The following is a 17,364-nucleotide window of genomic DNA, read 5'->3' on the forward strand; positions in this document are numbered from 1 at the left end:
CCCAGGAGGAACGCTCCGCCGCGACCCGCCGCCTGCTGCTCGACGCGACCGTCGAGTGCCTGGTGAAGCACGGCTACGCCGGCACCACGACCACGCGGGTCTCGGAGCTGGCCGGGGTCTCGCGCGGGGCGCAGGTGCATCACTTCGCGACCAAGGACGAGCTGGTCGTGGCCGCGGTGCGGCATCTGGCCGAGCAGCAGGCGATGGACGTGCTGGCGCGGCCGGATCTGCTGGCGGGCTCCAGCGACCCCGTGGGGGACGCGCTGGAGCTGTTGTGGAAGGCCCACCAGGGCTCGACGTTCGACGCCGCGATCGAGCTGTGGGTGGCCGCGCGGACCGATCCAGAACTCCGGGAAGCGACGACCGCGTTCGAGCGGGCGCTGACCGCGCGGTTCGCGGAGGTCTCGGTGGTCTTGTTCGGGCCGGCGGTGACCGCGCTGCCGGACTTCCAGCTGCGGCTGCTGACCGCGCTGGAGGCGATCAGGGGGCTGCGGATGGTCTCGTTCCTGCACCCCTATCCCTCGGCGCGGCTCGATGAGCGGTGGCAGAGGTCGAAGGCGCTGTTGCGGCCGTTGTTCGAACAGGCACCCTGAAGCCTCATCTGATACACCGTCAGAGACGATACCGCCGGCGCTCCAGGAGGGTGCATGACAGGGCCGCTGCAGGGACTGAAGGTCGTGGAGATCGCGGGCATCGGGCCCGGGCCGTTCGCCGCGATGCTGCTCGCCGACCTCGGCGCCGAGGTGATCCGGGTGGACCGGCCCGGCGGCGGCGGGCTGTCGCTCGGCGACAAGGACGTGCTCAACCGGGGCCGGCGCTCGGTCGCGGTGGACCTGAAGCACCCGGGCGGCGCGGAGGTGGTGCTGCGGCTGGCCGAGCAGGCGGACGTGCTGATCGAGGGCTACCGGCCGGGCGTGGCCGAGCGGCTGGGCATCGGACCGGACGCGTGCCTGGCGCGCAACCCGAAGCTGGTCTACGGCCGGATGACCGGCTGGGGCCAGGACGGGCCGCTGGCCCCGACCGCGGGCCACGACATCGGCTACATCGCGGTCACCGGCACGCTGCACGCCATCGGCCGCGCCGGCGGCCCGCCACAGGTGCCGCTGAACCTGGTCGGAGACTTCGGCGGCGGGTCGATGTACCTGGTCGTCGGCATCCTGGCGGCGCTGTGGGAGGCGGCGCGCTCGGGGCGCGGGCAGGTCGTGGACGCGGCGATCGTCGACGGCACCGCGCACCTGTCGGCGATTCTGCACGGCTTCGTCAGCCTGGGCCTGTGGCGCGACCGGCGCGGGACGAACCTGCTGGACACCGGGGCGCCGTACTACGACGTCTACGAGACGTCCGACGGGGAGTACATGGCGGTCGGCGCGATCGAGCCCCAGTTCTTCGCCGAGTTGGTGAAGCGGCTGGGCATCGCCGAGCGCGCGCCGGAGCAGAACGACCGCGAGCGCTGGCCGGAGCTGCGGGCGCTGATCGGCGAGGTGTTCCGGACGCGGACGCGCGCGGAGTGGACGGAGGCGTTCGACGGCAGCGACGCGTGCGTGGCGCCCGTGCTGTCGGCGAAGGAGGCCGCGGCGCACCCGCACCTGGCGGCGCGCGGGACGCTGGTGGAGCGCGACGGGCTGACGCAGCCGGCGCCCGCGCCCCGGTTCTCGCGGACGTCCGCGGAGCTGGGGCTGCCGCCGTGCGGGGCCGGGGCGCACACGCGGGAGGCGTTGGCGGCTTGGGGGTTCGCGGATGTGGAGGCGCTGGTGGCGGCGGGGGTCGTGGTGCAGGGGTGAAGGCGGTGCAGGGCTGAGGGCCCGGCGCGGCCGGCTCAGCCGAGGGCGACCTTCAAGACCTGCGACTCCGGGAACGCGACGGTTCCGTTTTCGTTCCTGGCGAGCACCCAGGCCCCGCTGAATGCCACAGAAGTGACCGGATAGTCGGTCTGGTTGACGAGCTCGATCCGGGTCGCCGCACGCCAAACGAGTTCCTTGGAAAGGGTAGCCATGTCCGTAGCGTCGGCGGGCAGGTACCGGGGCGCGACACGGCAGGTCCAGGTAGGGGACGCCGCTGCCGACTGGCGCTGTCGGCATTTAGTTAGGATGTTTCGCCCCATATATGTATGTATAGCGTGCACCGCTGACACAACTACCTCGGTGCCGAGTCATGCGCGCTACGCCAGCTGCGCCAGCGCGTCCTCCACGTCGACCTTCCCGCCGTACTCCCACACCGCGGCGCACATCACCCGCAGCGCGTCCATCTTGTCGCCGTGGCCGTGCAGCACCACCTGCTCGGAGACCACCGCGGCGGTCCAGCGGGCCGAGACGAAGTTCACGCCGTCGCGGGTCGGGGCGACGTGCGAGGTGAGCAGGCCGCGCAGGTCCTCGGCGATGTAGCTGGGGCGGCGGTCGGCGGGGGCGGCGAGCAGGTCGCGCGCCGTGGTCACGCCGGTGAAGACCAGCAGGCTGTCGGTGTCGCCGCGGACCGCGCCCTCGATGTCGGTGTCGAGGCGGTCGCCGACGATCAGCGGGCGGGTGGCGCCGGAGCGCAGGATCGACTCGCGGTGCAGGGGCAGCTCCGGCTTGCCCGCGACCTGCGGGATCTTGCCGGAGGCGGCCTGGACCGCGGCGACCAGCGTGCCGTTGCCGGGGGCGATGCCACGGGAGGTCGGGACCGTGGTGTCGGTGTTGGTGGCGATCCACGGCACGCCGCGGCGCACCGCGTAGGTCGCCTCGGCCAGGTCCTTCCAGCCCAGGTCCGGCGAGTAGCCCTGCACCACGATGTCGGGCAGGTCGTCGGCGGAGGCCACCGGCTTCATGTTCAGCTCGCGCACCGCGGCCAGCAGCCCGTCGCCGCCGATCACCAGGACCCGGCCGCCGTCGCCGACGCAGGCGTGCGCCATCCGCGCCGCGGCCTGCGCCGAGGTCACGACCTCGGACGGCGCCGCCGGGACGCCGAGCTCGTTCAGGTGCTCGGCGACGGTCTCCGGCGTGCGCGAGGCGTTGTTGGTGACGTAGGCGCGGCGCATGCCGAAGTTCTGCGCGTCCCGCAGCGCCTCGGCGGCGTGCGGCACCGCCTCGGCACCGCGGTACACCACGCCGTCGAGATCCAGCAGGGCCGTGTCGTACGCCTCGGCGAGCGGCTTCTGGGACGTCAGGAACGGCAGGGGCGCGGTCTTGCCGTCGCCCTCGATGGTCTCAGCGGTCACACCACCATCTGATCACATCCGCCGAACTCCGAGGGCGGCAAGTGGCAATTCACGGCGCGAAACGGCCTATGAGCGGCGCCTGGCGTCGCCAGGTGGCCCTTGCAGCCAACCAGGATGCGGCAGGCCACCTGTCTAGCCATGCTTGCTCCTAGACCGTTTCGCCCGTTTCAGGGTCAGCCGGCGGCTCCGTATGCCGCAAATCGCCACTTGCCACCCTCTCAGGTATCAGCGAGCCCCTTCTTTCCCGTCTGCTCCCGAAGAGTGGACCGGGCAGCACGCAGAGCGTTGGCATAATGACGGATTTCCGGACGCATCGCGGCGGCCGCGGAAAGGTGTTCGACGGCGACATCCATCTGGCCGAGTTTGGCAGCGGCCAGGCCCCAGCCGAATTGTGCGTAGTCGTCGTCCGGGCTCACATGCGCCAGTTGCGCGAAGCTTTCCACGGCCTGCTCGTAGAGTCCGCCGTCGAAATGGGCCCGGGCCAGCGCCTCCAGCACCGGCGCGGAGTCGGGGGTCTTCTGGGCGACCTTGGTGAGCAGTTGCGCGGCGGCTGCCGGGTCGCCGGCCTCCAGCAGCTGGACGCCCTGCCGGTACCAGTCGGCGGCCTCTCCGGTGGGCTCGCCTGCACCGTCTTCGGCGTCGTACTCGCCATATCGCTCAGACATCAGATCCTCCGTCGTACTCGGCTCCCGCTACCGGCTCCCCATCCGTCACACCTTGTTGCGTTCTTCCTTTCCACCCTCCCACCACGTCATGCCACTGCCTGTTTTCCTTAAGATGCCCTCATGGCAAACACCGATCCGCAGGCGTTGCGCGTACTCCCCTTTCGGGGACTCCGGTTCGCTCCGGATCGGGTCTCAGACCCGTCGGCAGTCACTTCGCCACCGTACGACATGATCGGACCGGACGAGGCCAGGCGATTGGCCGACACTGAGGAACACAACGTCGTGCGCCTGATCCTTGCCGCGCCGGAGGAACTGGACGCCGGGCCCGGCGCGCCGGCGCGGTATCACCGTGCGGCGACGTCGTTGCGGGAGTGGATCGACGACGGGGTGCTGCGGCAGGACGTCGAACCGGCGTTCTACGTGTACGAGCAGACCGGGCGCGGGGTCCGGCAGCGCGGGCTGATCGCGCTGGTCAAGCTGGACGACGCGGACGAGAGCACGGCCGCCGACACGATCGCCGGCGCCACCAAACCAGCCACCAAACCAGCCACCGACCCCGCCGCCGAGCCGTCCCCGGCGAGCCGCGCGATCCTCCCGCACGAAGCCGTGACCACCTCCGTCGTCACCGACCGGCTGGCCCAGATGCGCGCCACCGAGGCGCACATCGAGCCGATCCTGCTCACCTACGAGGGCGACCGCACCGTCTCGGACCTGCTGGACCGCGTCGCCGACCTGGCCGAGCCGCTGACCTCGACCACCACCGCGGACGGCACGCAGCACCGCCTCTGGGCGCTCACCGACCCGGCCGCCACCGGCCGCATCGCCGCCGACCTGCTCTGGCACCGGGCCCTGATCGCCGACGGCCACCACCGGCACGCCGCCTACCGCCGGCTGCGCGCCGAGCGCGGCGGCCCGGCCGACTACGGCCTGGCGCTGCTCGTCGACTCCACGCGCTACCCGCTGAGCCTGCACGCGATCCACCGAGTCCTGCCGAACGTCCCAGTGGAGACGGCGGTCGTGCAGGCCGGCAAGGTCTTCGCGGTCCGCCAGACCTCCGACCCGCACCACGCCCTGGACGAGATCCCGACCGGCGAGCACGCCTTCGTCCTGTCCGACGGCAGCACGCACTACCTGCTCACCGCCCCCGACCCCGCGGTCCTGGCCGACACCATCCCCACCGACCGCCCCGAGGCCTGGCGCGCCCTGGACGCGACGGTCCTGCACCACGTCCTGGTCGAGGGGGTATGGCAGCTCCCGGACACGCCCGAGGAAGTCCGCTTCGACCACGACCCGGTCCACGCCGTCGCCGAGGCCGCGCGCATCGGCGGCACCGCGGTACTGCTGCGGCCCACGACCGAGGACGTGGTCCGGCAGCTGGCCGGCGCCGGGGTGCTGATGCCGCGGAAGTCGACGGCGTTCGGCCCGAAGCCGGCAACGGGGCTGGTGATGCGGCTGCTGGCTGAGGACGGGGTCGGCGGGTAGGGAAGGGTTCTGGGGTGCTTGGTGGGGGTCGATCCGCGGCCCGTCATCCTGCCCCCAAGTACGCCGCAATCCACTCCCGCGACCAAGCCCCGTCCGCGATCACCACTCGGTACCGCAGCTCCAGCCACTCCGCCCGCGCCGCCGAGTACGTATCCGTGGAGGACTCCGCGGTCGGCCGGGCGACGACAGTAAACGGCATCGTCGACCTCGTCCAGTCCTGCGCGCGGGATCAGAAGATGTTCTCCGAAGCCGGTGCCCCGTGGGCACCTGTCGATCACTGAACGGACACCTCGCGGTCGGCGGCCTCGACTAGCGTCCCCAGCCATGGGAATAGCCGACAAACTGTTCGGGTCCGCCCGCGACCGGTTCGGAAAAGAGGTCGCGGCGCGGGTGCGGGCGGTGGACGCCGTGGCGAGCGCCGAGTACGACCGGGAGAGGTTCCAGGTCGTCTACCACGGGGCTCAGGGCGCTGAGCCGGCCGTCATCAATCTGGAGACGGTCTTCCGCGAGAGCCGCGGCCGGTCGGCCGCGGCCCGCAGAGAGGCGATCGGCCGGCTGGCCGACATCGCCGCGCTGCCGCCGACCCCGCAGGACTGGGCCGACGTGCAGGCCGCCCTGCGGCCCGTACTGCGGCCGGTGCCGGCGGACCCGAAGTTCGACATCGTCAGCCGGCCGGCCGCGCGCTACCTGGCGGAGATGCTGGTCCTCGACACCCCTTCGGCGATGCGGTACGCGGGCCGGGCCGACCTGAAGCGCTGGGGCGTGAGCGCCGACGAGGCGTTCGCCGCCGCGCACCGGAACATGGCGCGCACTGTCACCCATTCGCTGGACGAGGCACGCCGGCGCGCCGCCATCGCGACCGCCGGCGGCACAGCCGCCGCCGAGCCGATCCGCCTCACCGACAACGGCGACGCCTACCTGACCTCCCTGCCCCTGGTCCAGGGCTGGCTGGCGACGATCCAGCGCATCGCCGGCGCCCGGCCGCTGGCCTTCCCGGTCAGCAACAACACCCTGCTGCTGGCCTACGAGACGCCCGACGCCGCCGCCCTGACCAAGGCCTTCGAGGTCGCCGAGCGCGAGTGGCGCGAGGCCTCCCGCCCGATCAGCCCGGCGCCGATGACGGTGGACGACGACGGCGAGGTGGTGCTCTACGAGCCGCCGAAGAGCCACCCGGCCCACGCCGCGGTCCGGCACGCGCAGATCCTGCTCGCGATGGACGCCTACGGCCCGCAGACCGAGTACCTGCGCGGCGTCGCGGGCTCCCGCGACCCGTTCCCGGCCGCGCTGAAGGGCTTCCGCAGCCCGGAGGGCGCGGAGGTCACCGGCGCCTCCTGGGCCGACGACGACACCTCGCTGCTCCCGGAGGCCGACCTCGTCATGTTCCCGGGGCGGAACGAGGAGATGCTGATGGTGCCGTGGTCCGTGGTCGTGCAGGAGGCCGGGCTGACCCCGGCCGAGGGGTACCACCCGGCGCGTTACGTCGTCGGCGGCTGGCCGGACGACGACGTCATGGAGCGCATGGCGAAGCTCGCCGCGGAAGCGAAGAGGGAAGCTTCAGGGAGCTGACACCCGGATGCGGCGGGTTCCCGCGTGTTCCCCAGTACTCCCGAGTGCTCCAGCACTCCCGGGTACCAGCGAGCACTACCCCCGCCGCACCGGCGCCGTCGACTCCCGCACCACCAACTGGCTGGGCAGCACCGCGGCCACCGGCGGCACCTTCGTCCCGCGCAGCATGCCGATCAGCGTCCGGGCGGCCCGCTGCCCGAGCTCGGAGCTGAAGATCCGCACCGTGGTCAGCGACGGCGTCAGCAGCGAGGCGGTCGGCGTGTCGTCGAACCCGACGACGGACACCTCGTGCGGCACGTCGATCCCGCGTTCCCGCAGGAGCCGCATCGCGCCGATGGCCATGGCGTCGTTGAACGCCAGGACGGCGGTCGGCGGGTCGGCGCGGTCGAACAGCCGCGCGGCGGCGTCGTGGCCGGACTCCAGCGAGAACTCGCCGGTGGCGACCAGGTCCTCGTCCAGCGACAGGCCGGCGTCGGCGCAGGCGCGCCGGCAGCCGCGCAGCCGGGCCTGCTGCGCGAGGTTCGTCGGCGCGTTGCCGGCGATCAACGCGATGCGCCGGTGGCCGAGGGCCAGCAGGTGCTGCATCGCGCCGTAAGCGCCGCTCTCGTCGTCGGGCTGGACCGACGGCACGGCGACCGCCACGTGCCCGATCGCCACCACCGGGTAGCCGGCCTCGACCAGCAGCTCGATGCCCTCGTCACCCATCCCGGCCTCGACGATGACGCCGTCCACGGCCCGCTGGCGCACCATGCGGCGGTGCGCCGACAGCGCCGGGTCCTCGTCGTTGGGGCTGGAGACCAGCAGACTGTAGTCGTTCTCTGCGACCACCCGGTCCACACCGCCGATGGTCTGCAGGAAATGCGCGTTCGCGAAGGTCACGTCGACCGGGAACGGCAGCACCAGGCCGATGGTGTCGGTGCGGGCGCGGGCCAGCGAGCGCGCGGCGACGCTGGGCCGGTAGTTGAGGTCCCGCATGGCGGCCAGCACCCGGTCGCGGGTCTCCGGAGCGACACCGGCAGCCTCGTTGATGACGCGCGAGACGGTCTGGTAGGAAACGCCGGCCCGGTCGGCCACGTGCCGCATGGTGGTCTGTCCCGTGGATTTCATGTCACCGGTCACGCTAGCGCACGTGACCGTTCACACCCGGCGTGGCGGCGCTCTGGCGGCTGCCAACCACCAGTTACCGGGCCTCAGTCCCCGACGACGGTCCCGCCCCACTCCTCGGGATCCACATCACGCACGCTCTCGCAGAACTCCCAGCGGTGCCCGGCCAGGTCGTCGACGGTGAACTGGAGCTCGCCGAACGGCTGCTCGGCCAGTTCGGCGACGATCGTCGCGCCGTGGGACGTGACCCGCTCGTACTGAGCGCGCACGTCCTCGACACGCACCTTCAGCAGGTGGGTCTCGACGCCGGGAGTCGGCGCCGTGCGCTGCCCCCGGACGTCAGCGATGATCACGGCGCCGTCCTCGCCGATCCGCATCTGCGAGCGGTGGTCCTCGCCGATCCGGATGCGCTCGACGAACCCGAACACCTCGGTCAGCCACGCCACGGCGGCTCGCACGTCCGGATAGACCAGCACCGGGATCACGGTCGCGGACGGGATCGAGCGATTCGGCTTCACGGCCTCAAGCTACGCCATGACCGGCGCGAGCGGCCCCTGTAGAGGTCGCCCGCGCCGGCCACGCCTTTCAATAGGCTCAGCGTGAATCAGCTCAGCCGAGCGTGAACGCCGCCGACAGGTCCACGTCGTACGGCGTGGTGTCCGCCTCCTTGTCGATCTGCAGCACGTAGCCGCCGGGCTCCACGGTCGGCGGCCCCGAGGCGTTGATGTCGCCCTGGCTGCGGGCCAGCGCGGTGGCCGGGAAGGTGATCTTCACGGTCTGCGACGCCCCGGCGGCCAGCGTGACGCGGGTGAACCCGACCAGCCGCTGCGGCGGCTCGGCGGACGCGCTGACCGGCTGCGCCACGTACAGCGGCACGATGTCGGTGCCGGCCCGGGTGCCGGTGTTGGCGACGGTCAGCGTCGCGGTGAGCTTGCCGTGCGATGACGCGTACGGCGTCACCGCCAGCGCCGAGTGGCTGAAGGTCGTATAGGAGAGCCCGTATCCGAAGGGGTAGAGCGGGTTGTAGGAGTGGCCCGGGCCGGAGCCGGTGCCCGGGAGCTGGTCGAAGAACTTGGGCTCGTCGCCCAGCGGGGACGGCGCGCCGCCGTTGAAGTCCCCGCCGACCGCCGGGGCGTCGGACGGCCAGCTGATCGACAGGTGCCCGCTCGGGTCGACCTTGCCGAACAGCACGTCCGCCACGGCCTGCCCGGCCTCGGTGCTGCCCTGGTAGGCCATCAGCACGGCGTTCGCCTTCTCGGCGGAGCCCAGCCCCACCGGACGGCCCGCCTCGACCACGACCACCACCGGCTTGCCGGTCGCCTCCAGCGCCGAGATCAGCGCCTGCTGGTCCGGCGGCAGGGCCGGGGCCGGGTTGTCGCCGAGGCCTTCGGCGTAGGCCTTCTCGCCGACCACCGCGACGTACGCGTCGGTGTTCGGCGCGGCGGCCACCGCGGCGGCCTGGTCGGGGATCGACTTGGCCTGCGTGTCGGCGCCCATGATGCCGGTCAGCGCCGTGCTGCCCGGCGGGATCTGGTCCGGCGCGCCCATGCAGCACACGTGCCCGGCGCCGGCCACGCCCTGCCAGCTCACGCTCCAGCCGCCGAGCTGGTTGGTCATCGAGTCGGCGCTGGGGCCGGTGACGACCACCCGGCTGCCGGCGGCCAGCGGCAGCACGTTGTTCTGGTTGCGCAGCAGCGTGACCGACTCCTGCGCGGCCTTCAACGTCTGGTCCCGGCCGGAGGTGACCACGGCGTCGGCGGCCGAGGCGTTCAGGCACGGCTTGCCCGGATCGGCCACGCAGGGCTGGTCGAACAGGCCGAGCTGGAACTTCATGGTGAGGATCCGGCGCACGGCCTCGTTGATCGTCGACATCTTGATCTTGCCGTCGCCGACGTCGGCGATGATCGCGGCCTGCCACTTGTCCGGGCCGTTGACCTCCATGCTCATGTCCAGGCCCGCGTTGACTGCCTCGGCGACCGCGTCCGGCAGGCTGGCGGCGATGTGGTAGGTCGTCTGCAGCGCCTGCACATCCTGGTAGTCGCTGATGATGACGCCCTTGAAGCCCATCTGGCCGCGCAGGATGTCGGTCAGCAGGTAGTGCGAGGACGTGGCCGGCACACCGTTGATGGACCCTGAGTCGACCATCACGGAGTCGGCGCCGGCGTTGATCGCCCCGGCGTAGGACGGCAGGATCGTGCTCTGCAGGTAACTCATCGGCAGCAATGCCTCGTTGCGGTCATGGCCGTTGACCGACTGTGAGTACCCTGCGAAATGCTTGACGGTCGCGCTGGCGGTGAGGCCGCCCGCCGGTCCCGGGGTCTGCAGGCCGGTAACGTTTGCGGCGCCCATCGCGGCGGACAGCGCGGGCTCCTCGGCCCACGTTTCATAAGTACGGCCCCAGCGGTTGTCCCGCGCCAGGTCCTGCACCGGAGCGAAGGCCCAGGTCCAGCCGGTGGAGCGGAGCCCCGCGGCGGTCATCGCGCCGCCGGCCTGCGCGGCCGAGGGGTCCCAGGTCGCGCCCATGCCGATGGACTGCGGGAACAGCGGCGCCTGCCAGGGGTGGCCGAAGCCGTGGACCGCGTCCACGCCGAAGCTGAGCGGGATGTGCAGCCGCGAGTGGGCGATCGCGTACTGCTGGATGGTGTTGTAGTCGTTGGCCCAGTCCTGCGCGGTGTTCCCGCTGGTCCCGCTGCCGGTGGTGTCGGCGGGGTTGTCGGACCCGCCGGCCAGGACCGACCCGACGTTCTGGTCGACGATCGCCGACTGCATGCACGCGGCCGTCGGCAGGTTGAACCCGGCCGCCCCGCAGGCCCCGCCGGAAGCGGCGGTGGCGTTGCCGACGAGTTGCTGGTCCATCTGCCCGGCCTTCTCCGGCAGCGTCATGCGCCGGAGAAGATCGTTGACCCGCGCCGAGACGGACGCGGTCTTGTCCAGGTACTTTTGCTGTGCGGAGTCGGCCGAGGCGCCGGTGGCGGCGTCGACCGTGGCCAGAGTGAGGGCGGCGGCCAGCGCGATCTGCGCCACACGTCGCGTCGAGCTCGCGCGTTCACGGCTCCTGAGCGGCCGTGACCAGGGTGTTCGAGCACGCATCAAGGACACTCCCAGCTGTTTCGAGCTTTGATGAGTGGGGTTTTGGTGCGGCCGCAAACAATCTTGCTGATGGGGAGTCAGTCAACTGCGGGAACGGAAGGTCGTCAAGGCTCGGCGACACAACCGAAACACCGGCCGCCGCGGCCGCTCCCTCGAACGAATCGGAGAGCGGCCACGGCGGCCGGGTGCGCGGACGGGCGGATCAGCGCTTGGATCTGGCGCTGGCCATCGTCATGCCCTGAGTGGCCAGGCCGAGCAGCACCGCCACGGCTCCGATGACCACGTTGTTCCAGATGACGGCCTTCGGGGCGCTGTGGCCGGCGGTCACGACCCACGGAGAGATGATCATCCAGATGCCGACCGGCACGCCGATCCAGCCGAGCCGGTACAGCCGCTCGGGCTGGAGGGCCAGGCCGAAGCCGAACGCGGCCATCGTCAGGCCGATCACCAGGTTGTTCACGCGCACGTCGGGGTTGGCGGCCTGGAAGTGGACCGCCCACGGCGACACAGCCATGTACAGCCCGAGCAGCACGATCAGGCCGTCCAGCGTCGAACCGCTGGGCCCCTCGATGACCTTGGCGAACCGCTCACCCATTTCCCTGGCATCCGGGTGCGTGGTGATGTCCGAAGCATGCCGTGGTGCGGTTTCGGACATGGCTCTCACTTCCCTTCCCGATCTCGGAGTCGAGCCTTTCGTCACCAAGTATCCACTTTTGTCCCTGCTTATTGAAGGGGGTGCGGGAGATCAGCCGATATCGCGCTTGCCGGCGGCCGGATTGCCCGGGTCGACACCGAAGCTGATGATCCGCTTGGGGTGCAGCCGGATGATCGGGCCGGGGGCGTTCGCCTGGGAGCCGACCGGGTTCTCGATCACCTCGGCCCGGCCCCGGATCTCCAGGCAGCGCACGACCCAGGGCTGCACGGAGGCGATGTCGTCGACGACGAAGGCCGCGGCGCCGTTCGCCGCGATGTTGCGGTACTTGCGGCTCTCGGCCAGGTTGTGGCCGCCGACATCGATGGTGCCGAGTTCGGTGTTCACGCCGAATCCGACCGGGCTGACCTGGAGCGTTCCGTCGGGGTGCTGGGTGGCAAGGCGGCCCAGGCGCTGCTGGGCGAGGTAGGCCAGTTCGGCTTCGGTGAAGATCATGATGCGGCTCCGGAGGGCTCGGGACAGAGGGCGGCCATTTGTCATTCATTCAATTGAATAATAGCCTGGCGGCATGGCCACCGCAGCAGAACCGCCATCACCGCGCCGGGCCGCGCCGCCGCGATCCGCGCGCGGCACGTCGGCCCAGACCCGCGAGAAGATCCTGGACGCCGCCGTCGCGGAGTTCGGGGCGAAGGGCTTCGCCGGCGCCCGGACCGCCGAGATCGCGACCCGGGCCGGGGTGAACCAGCAGCTCATCGCCTATCACTTCGGCGGCAAACAGGGGCTGCTCGACGAGCTCCGGGCCCGCTGGGCGGCTACGCAGAGTGCCGCCGGACCGGCCGCGACGCTCGCCGAGTCCGTGCGCCGCTACCTCGACCTGACCCTCGACCAGCCGGACTGGTCGCGGCTGGTGGTCTGGCGCGCGCTCGGCGACACCTCGGACAGCCCAGACAGCCCGGACAGCTCGCACAGCCCGGACAGCCCGCCGGACGAGCAGTCCGAGCGCCTGCGCGCGGCCGTCGAGCGCATCCGGGAGCGCCAGGCCGAGGGCGAGGTCGCCGCCGACCTCGACCCGGCGTTCGCGCTGCTGCTCTGCTACGCGCTGACGTTCGCGCCGATCGCGCTCCCCCACTTCGTGCGCGACATCACCGGTCTCGATCCACTGTCGGCGGAGTACCGCGAGCGGTGTGCCGCCGAGATCGTCAAACTCCTGACTCCCCGCGAAAGGCCGAACCCATGAGTTCCGCGATCGTTTTCACCGAGTACGGCGGCCCCGAGGTCCTACACCTCGTCGAGGCCGAGCCGCCGACGCCCGCCGAGGGCCAGGTCCGGATCCGGGTGCGCGCCGCCGGACTCCAGCCGGCCGATTCCCTTTTGCGCAGCGGCAGATTCCGCGCCTTCATGCCAGCTCGCTTTCCGCAACGGCTCGGCAACGAGTTGGCCGGTGTCGTCGACGCGGTGGGTCCGGGCGTCGCGGAGTTCCAGATCGGCCAAGAGGTTCTGGGTCCGGCCGCAGCGCCCGGCGCACATGCCGATCACGCACTGGCCGACGCCGCTCAACTCGTGACCAAGCCCGCGGGCCTGGCGTGGAGCGAGGCCGGCGCGCTGTCCGCGTCGGGGCAGACGGCGGCGACGTGTCTGCACGACCTCGGCGTAGCGGAGGGTGACACGGTTCTGATTCACGGCGCCGCCGGAGGCGTCGGGAGCATGGCGGTGCAAATCGCCGTCGCCCGCGGGGCGCATGTCGTCGGCACGGCGTCGGAGCGCAATCACCAGTTCCTGCGCGACCTCGGTGCCGTTCCGGTGCTCTACGGAGCCGGCCTCGCCGAGCGCGTGCGCGAGGTCGCGGGCGGGTCTGTGGACGCGGCCTTCGACACCGCCGGAACCGACGACGCCTTGGCCGCTTCAGTGGAACTCGTCGCCGACCGGTCCCGGATCGGCACGGTCGCCGCCGGGGCGGACGTCGAGCGGTACGGGATCCGGCGGATGAGTACGCGCCGGTCGGCCGGGCAGCTGCGGGAGCTCGTCGAGCTGGCGGAGGCCGGAAAACTGCGGGTGTTCGTGCAGCGCACATTCGGTCTCGCGCAGGCGCACGAAGCGTATAAGGAACTGGACGGTGGTCACGTGCGTGGGAAACTGGTGTTCCTCATGTCCTGAGCACACTGGGACCCCAGCCGGGAACGTCACAGTGAGGGCTACGAATAGGCGGGTAAGCCTCTGCTATGTCCTCCGTCCGGATCACGCCCGTCGCCGACCCGACCACGACGACCCCGTCGTGGCGTAAATGGGCCGTGCGAGCCGCGATTCCGGTGGCGGGGGTGTTCCTGTTGCTGGCTTCCATGTGGCTGGCGGTGCGGATCACGCCGCTGCAGGCGGTGACCGCGGCCGGGCAGACGGTCGAGGTCGGTGCGGCCTCGCCGGACTTCGGGCCGTCCGGTCCGGCCGAGCTGGACCTGTTCGGGCAGACGATCTCCACGCAGCCGGACTTCCCGGGACCGGTGCGGCCGCGGCTGCGGCTCACGCACATCACCGCGAACGCCGAACTGCAACAGCTGCTGGGCTCCGGCGACCACAACAGCGCCGGTCTCCTGGGACGTCAGCTGTCCGAGGGCTGGCTGCGGTACGGACTTTGGGAGGGCGCGGTGTCGGCGGGCATCGTCGTCGTGGTCCTCTCGGCGGTGACCGGCCTGCGCCGCTACTCGGTGCGCCGGACGGCGGTGGTGCTGCTCGCCGGGGCCGCGGCGATGAGCGCCGTCAACGTCGTGGGGTTCGGGCTGCTCGCCTCCGGCACCCCGGCGGCGTTGCGGCAGGTGCATTCGCTGTCCGACCTGGTCGGCAGCGGCGGGACCGGCTTTCCGGTGGCGCCGGCCGACGGGCCGCCGCTGGGCGCGGTCCAGGCCGTGGTGATCGGCGACTCCACGGCGGCGGGCATCGGCAACCGGCCGCTGGCGCAGCCGAGCGCGCTCGACAAGGCCTGCGGCCGCAGCGCGGACGCGTTCGCCGAGCAGCTGGCCGCGGTCAACGACTGGAACGTGCTGAACCTGGCCTGCTCCGGCGCGACCGTGCGCACCGGGCTGCTCGGGCCGCAGCCGGCCGGGCCGCTCAGCGCGCCGCCGCAGATCGCGCAGCTCCAACGCGCTCCGAAGGCCCACGTGATCATCGTCAGCATCGGCGCCGACGACCTGCACTGGGCCGATCTGACCCGGTTCTGCGCGGCCAGCCCGAGCTGCGACGACCGGGCCACGGACGCCTACTTCCAGCAGCAGACGGTCGCGTTCGTGATGGACTACCGCGACCTGCTGACCCAGCTCGCGGCGCTGCCCGGCAACCCGACGGTGATCGTGAACCAGTACTACGACCCGTTCGGGCCGGACACGTCGTGCCTGGCCGCCGAGGGTGTCGACGCCGACAAGGCCAAGACCCTGCAGAACCGCCTGGACCAGCTGAACACGGCACTGCGGCAGGGTGCGGACGCGGCGGGGTTCACCTCGGTGCAGCCGTCGTTCGCCGGGCACGCGCTGTGCAGTGCGGAGCCCTTCGTGCAGGGGCCGAAGGACAAGGCGCCGTTGCATCCCACGGCGGCCGGGGAGTTGGCGATCGCGCTGGCCGATCAGCAGGCGCTGACGGTGGCCCGGAGTCAGGCGACGCCCACTTCTTCTTCGCCGTAGCCCGCTTCGCAGTAGCCCGCTTCTTCCCGGCAGCGCACCTCTTCTTCGTGATAAGGGGGCCTTTGTCTCCCTTCCAGTTCTTGCGCTGCCAATTGGTGAACCATCCGTTCTCTGCCCCGCCGGCGTTGACCGGTGCACTGTTGCCGACAGAGCGCACAACTGAGCCACTGTTCACCGGATCTTGACAAGAAGGGGACATTGATGAGGTTCACCCCCAAGGCTGCGGCGGTCGCCGCGGTCGTCACCAGCGCCATGGCGATCGTCGCCGTGGCGCCGATGGCCGCCAACGCCGCGCCGCACGCGGCCGTGGCGTCGTCGGCGGCCGCGGCGGCGGTCACGCCGAACTCCTCGATCAACGGCAGCATCTCGGCCTCGGAGATCCTTTCCCGCGCCGCGTCGTGGAACGGGACCCCGTACAGCAGCGGCGTGTACAAGGCCGGCCCCGGCGGGGACGTGTCCTACCGCACCGACTGCTCCGGCTACGTGTCGATGGCCTTCCACCTGTCCGGCAGCCCGTCCACGATCGACCTGCCGTCGTACGTGCACTCGATCAGCAAGGCCGACCTGCAGCCCGGCGACATCCTCGGCGTGCTCGGCCCGGGCACCGGCGGCAACGCCGGGCACGTGCTGATCTTCGACGGGTGGGCGGACAGCGGCCACACGCAGTACAACGCCTGGGAGGACTCCGGCGACCAGGGCGTCCACCACGGTGTGATCCCCTACCCGTACTGGCCGAACACCAGCGGCCCCTCGCCGTCGCTGTACCAGCCGTACCGGTACAACAAGGAGACCGGCTCCCCCGGCGGCGGTGGCGGCATCCCGCCGTGGCCGAACGTCGTGGAGGGCAACACCGGCACCAACGTCGAGGCCGCGCAGTACCTGCTGGACGACCACGGGGCGTCCATCGCGACTGACGGCCAGTTCGGCACGAACACCTACAACGCGACCCGGTCGTACCAGTCCTCGCACGGGCTGGGCGTCGACGGCCAGATCGGCCCGCAGACCTGGAGCTCGCTGATCGTCCAGGTCCAGTCCGGCTCGTCCGGCGACGCGGTCAAGGCCGCGCAGCTGGAGCTGAACAAGTACGGCTACGGCCTGTCGGTCGACGGCTCCTTCGGCCCGGCCACCGACAGCGCGGCCCGCTCGTTCCAGTCGCAGCACGGGCTGGGCGTCGACGGGCAGATCGGCCCGCAGACGTGGGAGACGCTCGTCGGGGACTGATCGGACGTTGCTGATCGGCACCATCTGATCAGCACGATTGGCCATCCACCAGCCTCGGCTCGGAGATTCCGAGCCGGGGCCTCGGCGCACTCCCGCCGGGCCGCGCCGGGCGAAAGTTGGTAAGTTCTCTTGGCGTAAACCCGATGAGACCTATTCCGACCTGGTGGTTCGATGACATATCTGGGCTCTGACACGTACGTCGTCGACACCCTCATGTCCGGCCACACCGGCATCACCGCCGGCTACGCCATCCTCGGCGACCACCCGGCACTGATCGAGACCGGCACGGCGAAGTCGGCGCCGGTGGTCCGCGACGAGCTCGCGGCCCTCGGCGTCGGACCGGAGGACCTGCGGACGATCGTGGTCACGCACATCCACCTGGACCACGCCGGCGGCGTCGGGGACCTGGCGGCGATGTTCCCCAACGCGGAGGTCGTGGTCCACGCCTCCGGCGCGCGCCACCTGGTGGACCCCGAGCGGCTGATGTCCAGCGCCCGCCGCGTGTTCGGCTCCCTGATGGACGACGTGTTCGGGCCCCTGCTGCCCACCGAGGCCCACCGGGTACGGGCCGTCGAGGACATCGGCTTCATCGACCTCGGCGGCGGCCGCCGCCTGGAGACCCACCACACCCCCGGGCACGCACGGCACCACGTCGGCCTGATCGACAACGTCACCGGCGACCTGTACGTCGGAGACGCCGCAGGCCTCTACATCCCTTCCGAGGAC

The 17,364-nt window shown here is 71.4% G+C and carries 18 protein-coding genes; 9 read left to right on the forward strand and 9 right to left on the reverse strand.

Translation table 11 applies throughout. The features are described from left to right. Together GWK61_RS41635 and GWK61_RS41640 are read left to right on the forward strand one after the other, a co-directional pair. A partial coding sequence (locus tag GWK61_RS41635) for a TetR/AcrR family transcriptional regulator (RefSeq protein WP_228563811.1) occupies positions 1–593 on the forward strand: 593 nt, incomplete at its 5' end. 54 nt (positions 594–647) lie between these two features. Continuing rightward, on the forward strand, positions 648–1,781 hold the full coding sequence (locus tag GWK61_RS41640) for a CaiB/BaiF CoA transferase family protein (protein WP_194917310.1): 1,134 nt from the start codon (positions 648–650) through the stop codon (positions 1,779–1,781). A gap of 35 nt (positions 1,782–1,816) precedes the next feature. Here the strand turns inward: GWK61_RS41640 and GWK61_RS41645 are convergent, their stop codons facing one another. The 3 genes from GWK61_RS41645 to GWK61_RS41655 all read right to left on the reverse strand — a co-directional run bounded on the left by GWK61_RS41645 (position 1,817) and on the right by GWK61_RS41655 (position 3,858). Beyond that, positions 1,817–1,993 carry a hypothetical protein gene (locus GWK61_RS41645; RefSeq protein ID WP_194917312.1) on the reverse strand — a complete coding sequence of 59 codons (177 nt, stop codon included), beginning with the start codon at positions 1,991–1,993 and terminating at the stop codon, positions 1,817–1,819. Positions 1,994–2,158: 165 nt separating this feature from the next. Continuing rightward, positions 2,159–3,193, reverse strand: a complete 1,035-nt coding sequence (locus GWK61_RS41650) for an HAD-IIA family hydrolase (protein WP_323747998.1) — start codon at positions 3,191–3,193, stop codon at positions 2,159–2,161. A 218-nt stretch (positions 3,194–3,411) separates the two neighbouring features. Beyond that, positions 3,412–3,858 carry a tetratricopeptide repeat protein gene (locus GWK61_RS41655; RefSeq protein ID WP_194917315.1) on the reverse strand — a complete coding sequence of 149 codons (447 nt, stop codon included), beginning with the start codon at positions 3,856–3,858 and terminating at the stop codon, positions 3,412–3,414. Between the two features lie 120 nt (positions 3,859–3,978). Here GWK61_RS41655 and GWK61_RS41660 point away from each other — a divergent pair, with 120 nt between their 5' ends. Continuing rightward, complete coding sequence (locus GWK61_RS41660) at positions 3,979–5,340, forward strand: DUF1015 family protein (protein ID WP_194917317.1); 1,362 nt, start codon at positions 3,979–3,981, stop codon at positions 5,338–5,340. Between the two features lie 43 nt (positions 5,341–5,383). On the opposite strand, the gene GWK61_RS41665 is transcribed toward GWK61_RS41660, so the two are convergent. Further along, positions 5,384–5,539, reverse strand: a complete 156-nt coding sequence (locus tag GWK61_RS41665; protein ID WP_194917318.1) for a hypothetical protein — start codon at positions 5,537–5,539, stop codon at positions 5,384–5,386. 125 nt (positions 5,540–5,664) lie between these two features. Here GWK61_RS41665 and GWK61_RS41670 point away from each other — a divergent pair, with 125 nt between their 5' ends. Beyond that, a complete protein-coding gene (locus GWK61_RS41670; protein WP_194917320.1) occupies positions 5,665–6,906 on the forward strand; it encodes a DUF1444 domain-containing protein in 1,242 nt (413 codons plus the stop codon). Positions 6,907–6,981: 75 nt separating this feature from the next. Here GWK61_RS41670 and GWK61_RS41675 read toward each other — a convergent pair whose 3' ends face one another. From GWK61_RS41675 to GWK61_RS41695, 5 genes are all read right to left on the reverse strand, one after another. Beyond that, a complete protein-coding gene (locus GWK61_RS41675) occupies positions 6,982–8,013 on the reverse strand; it encodes a LacI family DNA-binding transcriptional regulator (RefSeq protein ID WP_194917322.1) in 1,032 nt (343 codons plus the stop codon). A gap of 83 nt (positions 8,014–8,096) precedes the next feature. Continuing rightward, positions 8,097–8,528, reverse strand: coding sequence for a VOC family protein (locus tag GWK61_RS41680; RefSeq protein WP_194917324.1), 432 nt, complete (start codon positions 8,526–8,528; stop codon positions 8,097–8,099). A gap of 91 nt (positions 8,529–8,619) precedes the next feature. Then, positions 8,620–11,034 carry a glycoside hydrolase family 3 N-terminal domain-containing protein gene (locus GWK61_RS41685; RefSeq protein WP_323747999.1) on the reverse strand — a complete coding sequence of 805 codons (2,415 nt, stop codon included), beginning with the start codon at positions 11,032–11,034 and terminating at the stop codon, positions 8,620–8,622. A gap of 268 nt (positions 11,035–11,302) precedes the next feature. Further along, entirely contained in the window at positions 11,303–11,755 is a 453-nt protein-coding gene (locus GWK61_RS41690; protein ID WP_194917329.1) for an SPW repeat protein, read from the reverse strand. A 90-nt stretch (positions 11,756–11,845) separates the two neighbouring features. After that, positions 11,846–12,247 (reverse strand): PPOX class F420-dependent oxidoreductase, encoded by a 402-nt coding sequence (locus GWK61_RS41695; RefSeq protein WP_194917332.1) that lies wholly within the window; start codon positions 12,245–12,247, stop codon positions 11,846–11,848. A gap of 73 nt (positions 12,248–12,320) precedes the next feature. On the opposite strand from GWK61_RS41695, the gene GWK61_RS41700 reads away from it, so the two are divergent. From GWK61_RS41700 to GWK61_RS41720, 5 genes are all read left to right on the forward strand, one after another. Beyond that, on the forward strand, positions 12,321–12,989 hold the full coding sequence (locus tag GWK61_RS41700; RefSeq protein ID WP_194917334.1) for a TetR/AcrR family transcriptional regulator: 669 nt from the start codon (positions 12,321–12,323) through the stop codon (positions 12,987–12,989). Further along, positions 12,986–13,906, forward strand: coding sequence for an NADP-dependent oxidoreductase (locus tag GWK61_RS41705; protein ID WP_194917336.1), 921 nt, complete (start codon positions 12,986–12,988; stop codon positions 13,904–13,906). Before GWK61_RS41700 ends, GWK61_RS41705 begins: the two co-directional genes overlap by 4 nt. 65 nt (positions 13,907–13,971) lie before the next feature. Further along, on the forward strand, positions 13,972–15,417 hold the full coding sequence (locus GWK61_RS41710; RefSeq protein ID WP_228563812.1) for an SGNH/GDSL hydrolase family protein: 1,446 nt from the start codon (positions 13,972–13,974) through the stop codon (positions 15,415–15,417). A gap of 201 nt (positions 15,418–15,618) precedes the next feature. Then, entirely contained in the window at positions 15,619–16,638 is a 1,020-nt protein-coding gene (locus GWK61_RS41715; protein WP_194917346.1) for a C40 family peptidase, read from the forward strand. Between the two features lie 171 nt (positions 16,639–16,809). After that, the coding region (locus GWK61_RS41720; protein ID WP_194917348.1) for an MBL fold metallo-hydrolase at positions 16,810–17,364 on the forward strand (555 nt) is incomplete at its 3' end.

Source organism: Catenulispora rubra, assembly GCF_015356825.1.
GTDB lineage: Bacteria > Actinomycetota > Actinomycetes > Streptomycetales > Catenulisporaceae > Catenulispora > Catenulispora rubra.

Coding starts and splice junctions, on each gene's coding strand:
- GWK61_RS41645 (WP_194917312.1), bottom strand. CDS start 1,993: ATGGCTACCCTTTCCAAGGAACTCGTTTGGCGTGCGGCGACCCGGATC.
- GWK61_RS41705 (WP_194917336.1), top strand. CDS start 12,986: ATGAGTTCCGCGATCGTTTTCACCGAGTACGGCGGCCCCGAGGTCCTA.
- GWK61_RS41700 (WP_194917334.1), top strand. CDS start 12,321: ATGGCCACCGCAGCAGAACCGCCATCACCGCGCCGGGCCGCGCCGCCG.
- GWK61_RS41715 (WP_194917346.1), top strand. CDS start 15,619: ATGAGGTTCACCCCCAAGGCTGCGGCGGTCGCCGCGGTCGTCACCAGC.
- GWK61_RS41675 (WP_194917322.1), bottom strand. CDS start 8,013: ATGAAATCCACGGGACAGACCACCATGCGGCACGTGGCCGACCGGGCC.
- GWK61_RS41655 (WP_194917315.1), bottom strand. CDS start 3,858: ATGTCTGAGCGATATGGCGAGTACGACGCCGAAGACGGTGCAGGCGAG.
- GWK61_RS41690 (WP_194917329.1), bottom strand. CDS start 11,755: ATGTCCGAAACCGCACCACGGCATGCTTCGGACATCACCACGCACCCG.
- GWK61_RS41710 (WP_228563812.1), top strand. CDS start 13,972: ATGTCCTCCGTCCGGATCACGCCCGTCGCCGACCCGACCACGACGACC.
- GWK61_RS41660 (WP_194917317.1), top strand. CDS start 3,979: ATGGCAAACACCGATCCGCAGGCGTTGCGCGTACTCCCCTTTCGGGGA.
- GWK61_RS41665 (WP_194917318.1), bottom strand. CDS start 5,539: ATGCCGTTTACTGTCGTCGCCCGGCCGACCGCGGAGTCCTCCACGGAT.
- GWK61_RS41695 (WP_194917332.1), bottom strand. CDS start 12,247: ATGATCTTCACCGAAGCCGAACTGGCCTACCTCGCCCAGCAGCGCCTG.
- GWK61_RS41670 (WP_194917320.1), top strand. CDS start 5,665: ATGGGAATAGCCGACAAACTGTTCGGGTCCGCCCGCGACCGGTTCGGA.
- GWK61_RS41640 (WP_194917310.1), top strand. CDS start 648: ATGACAGGGCCGCTGCAGGGACTGAAGGTCGTGGAGATCGCGGGCATC.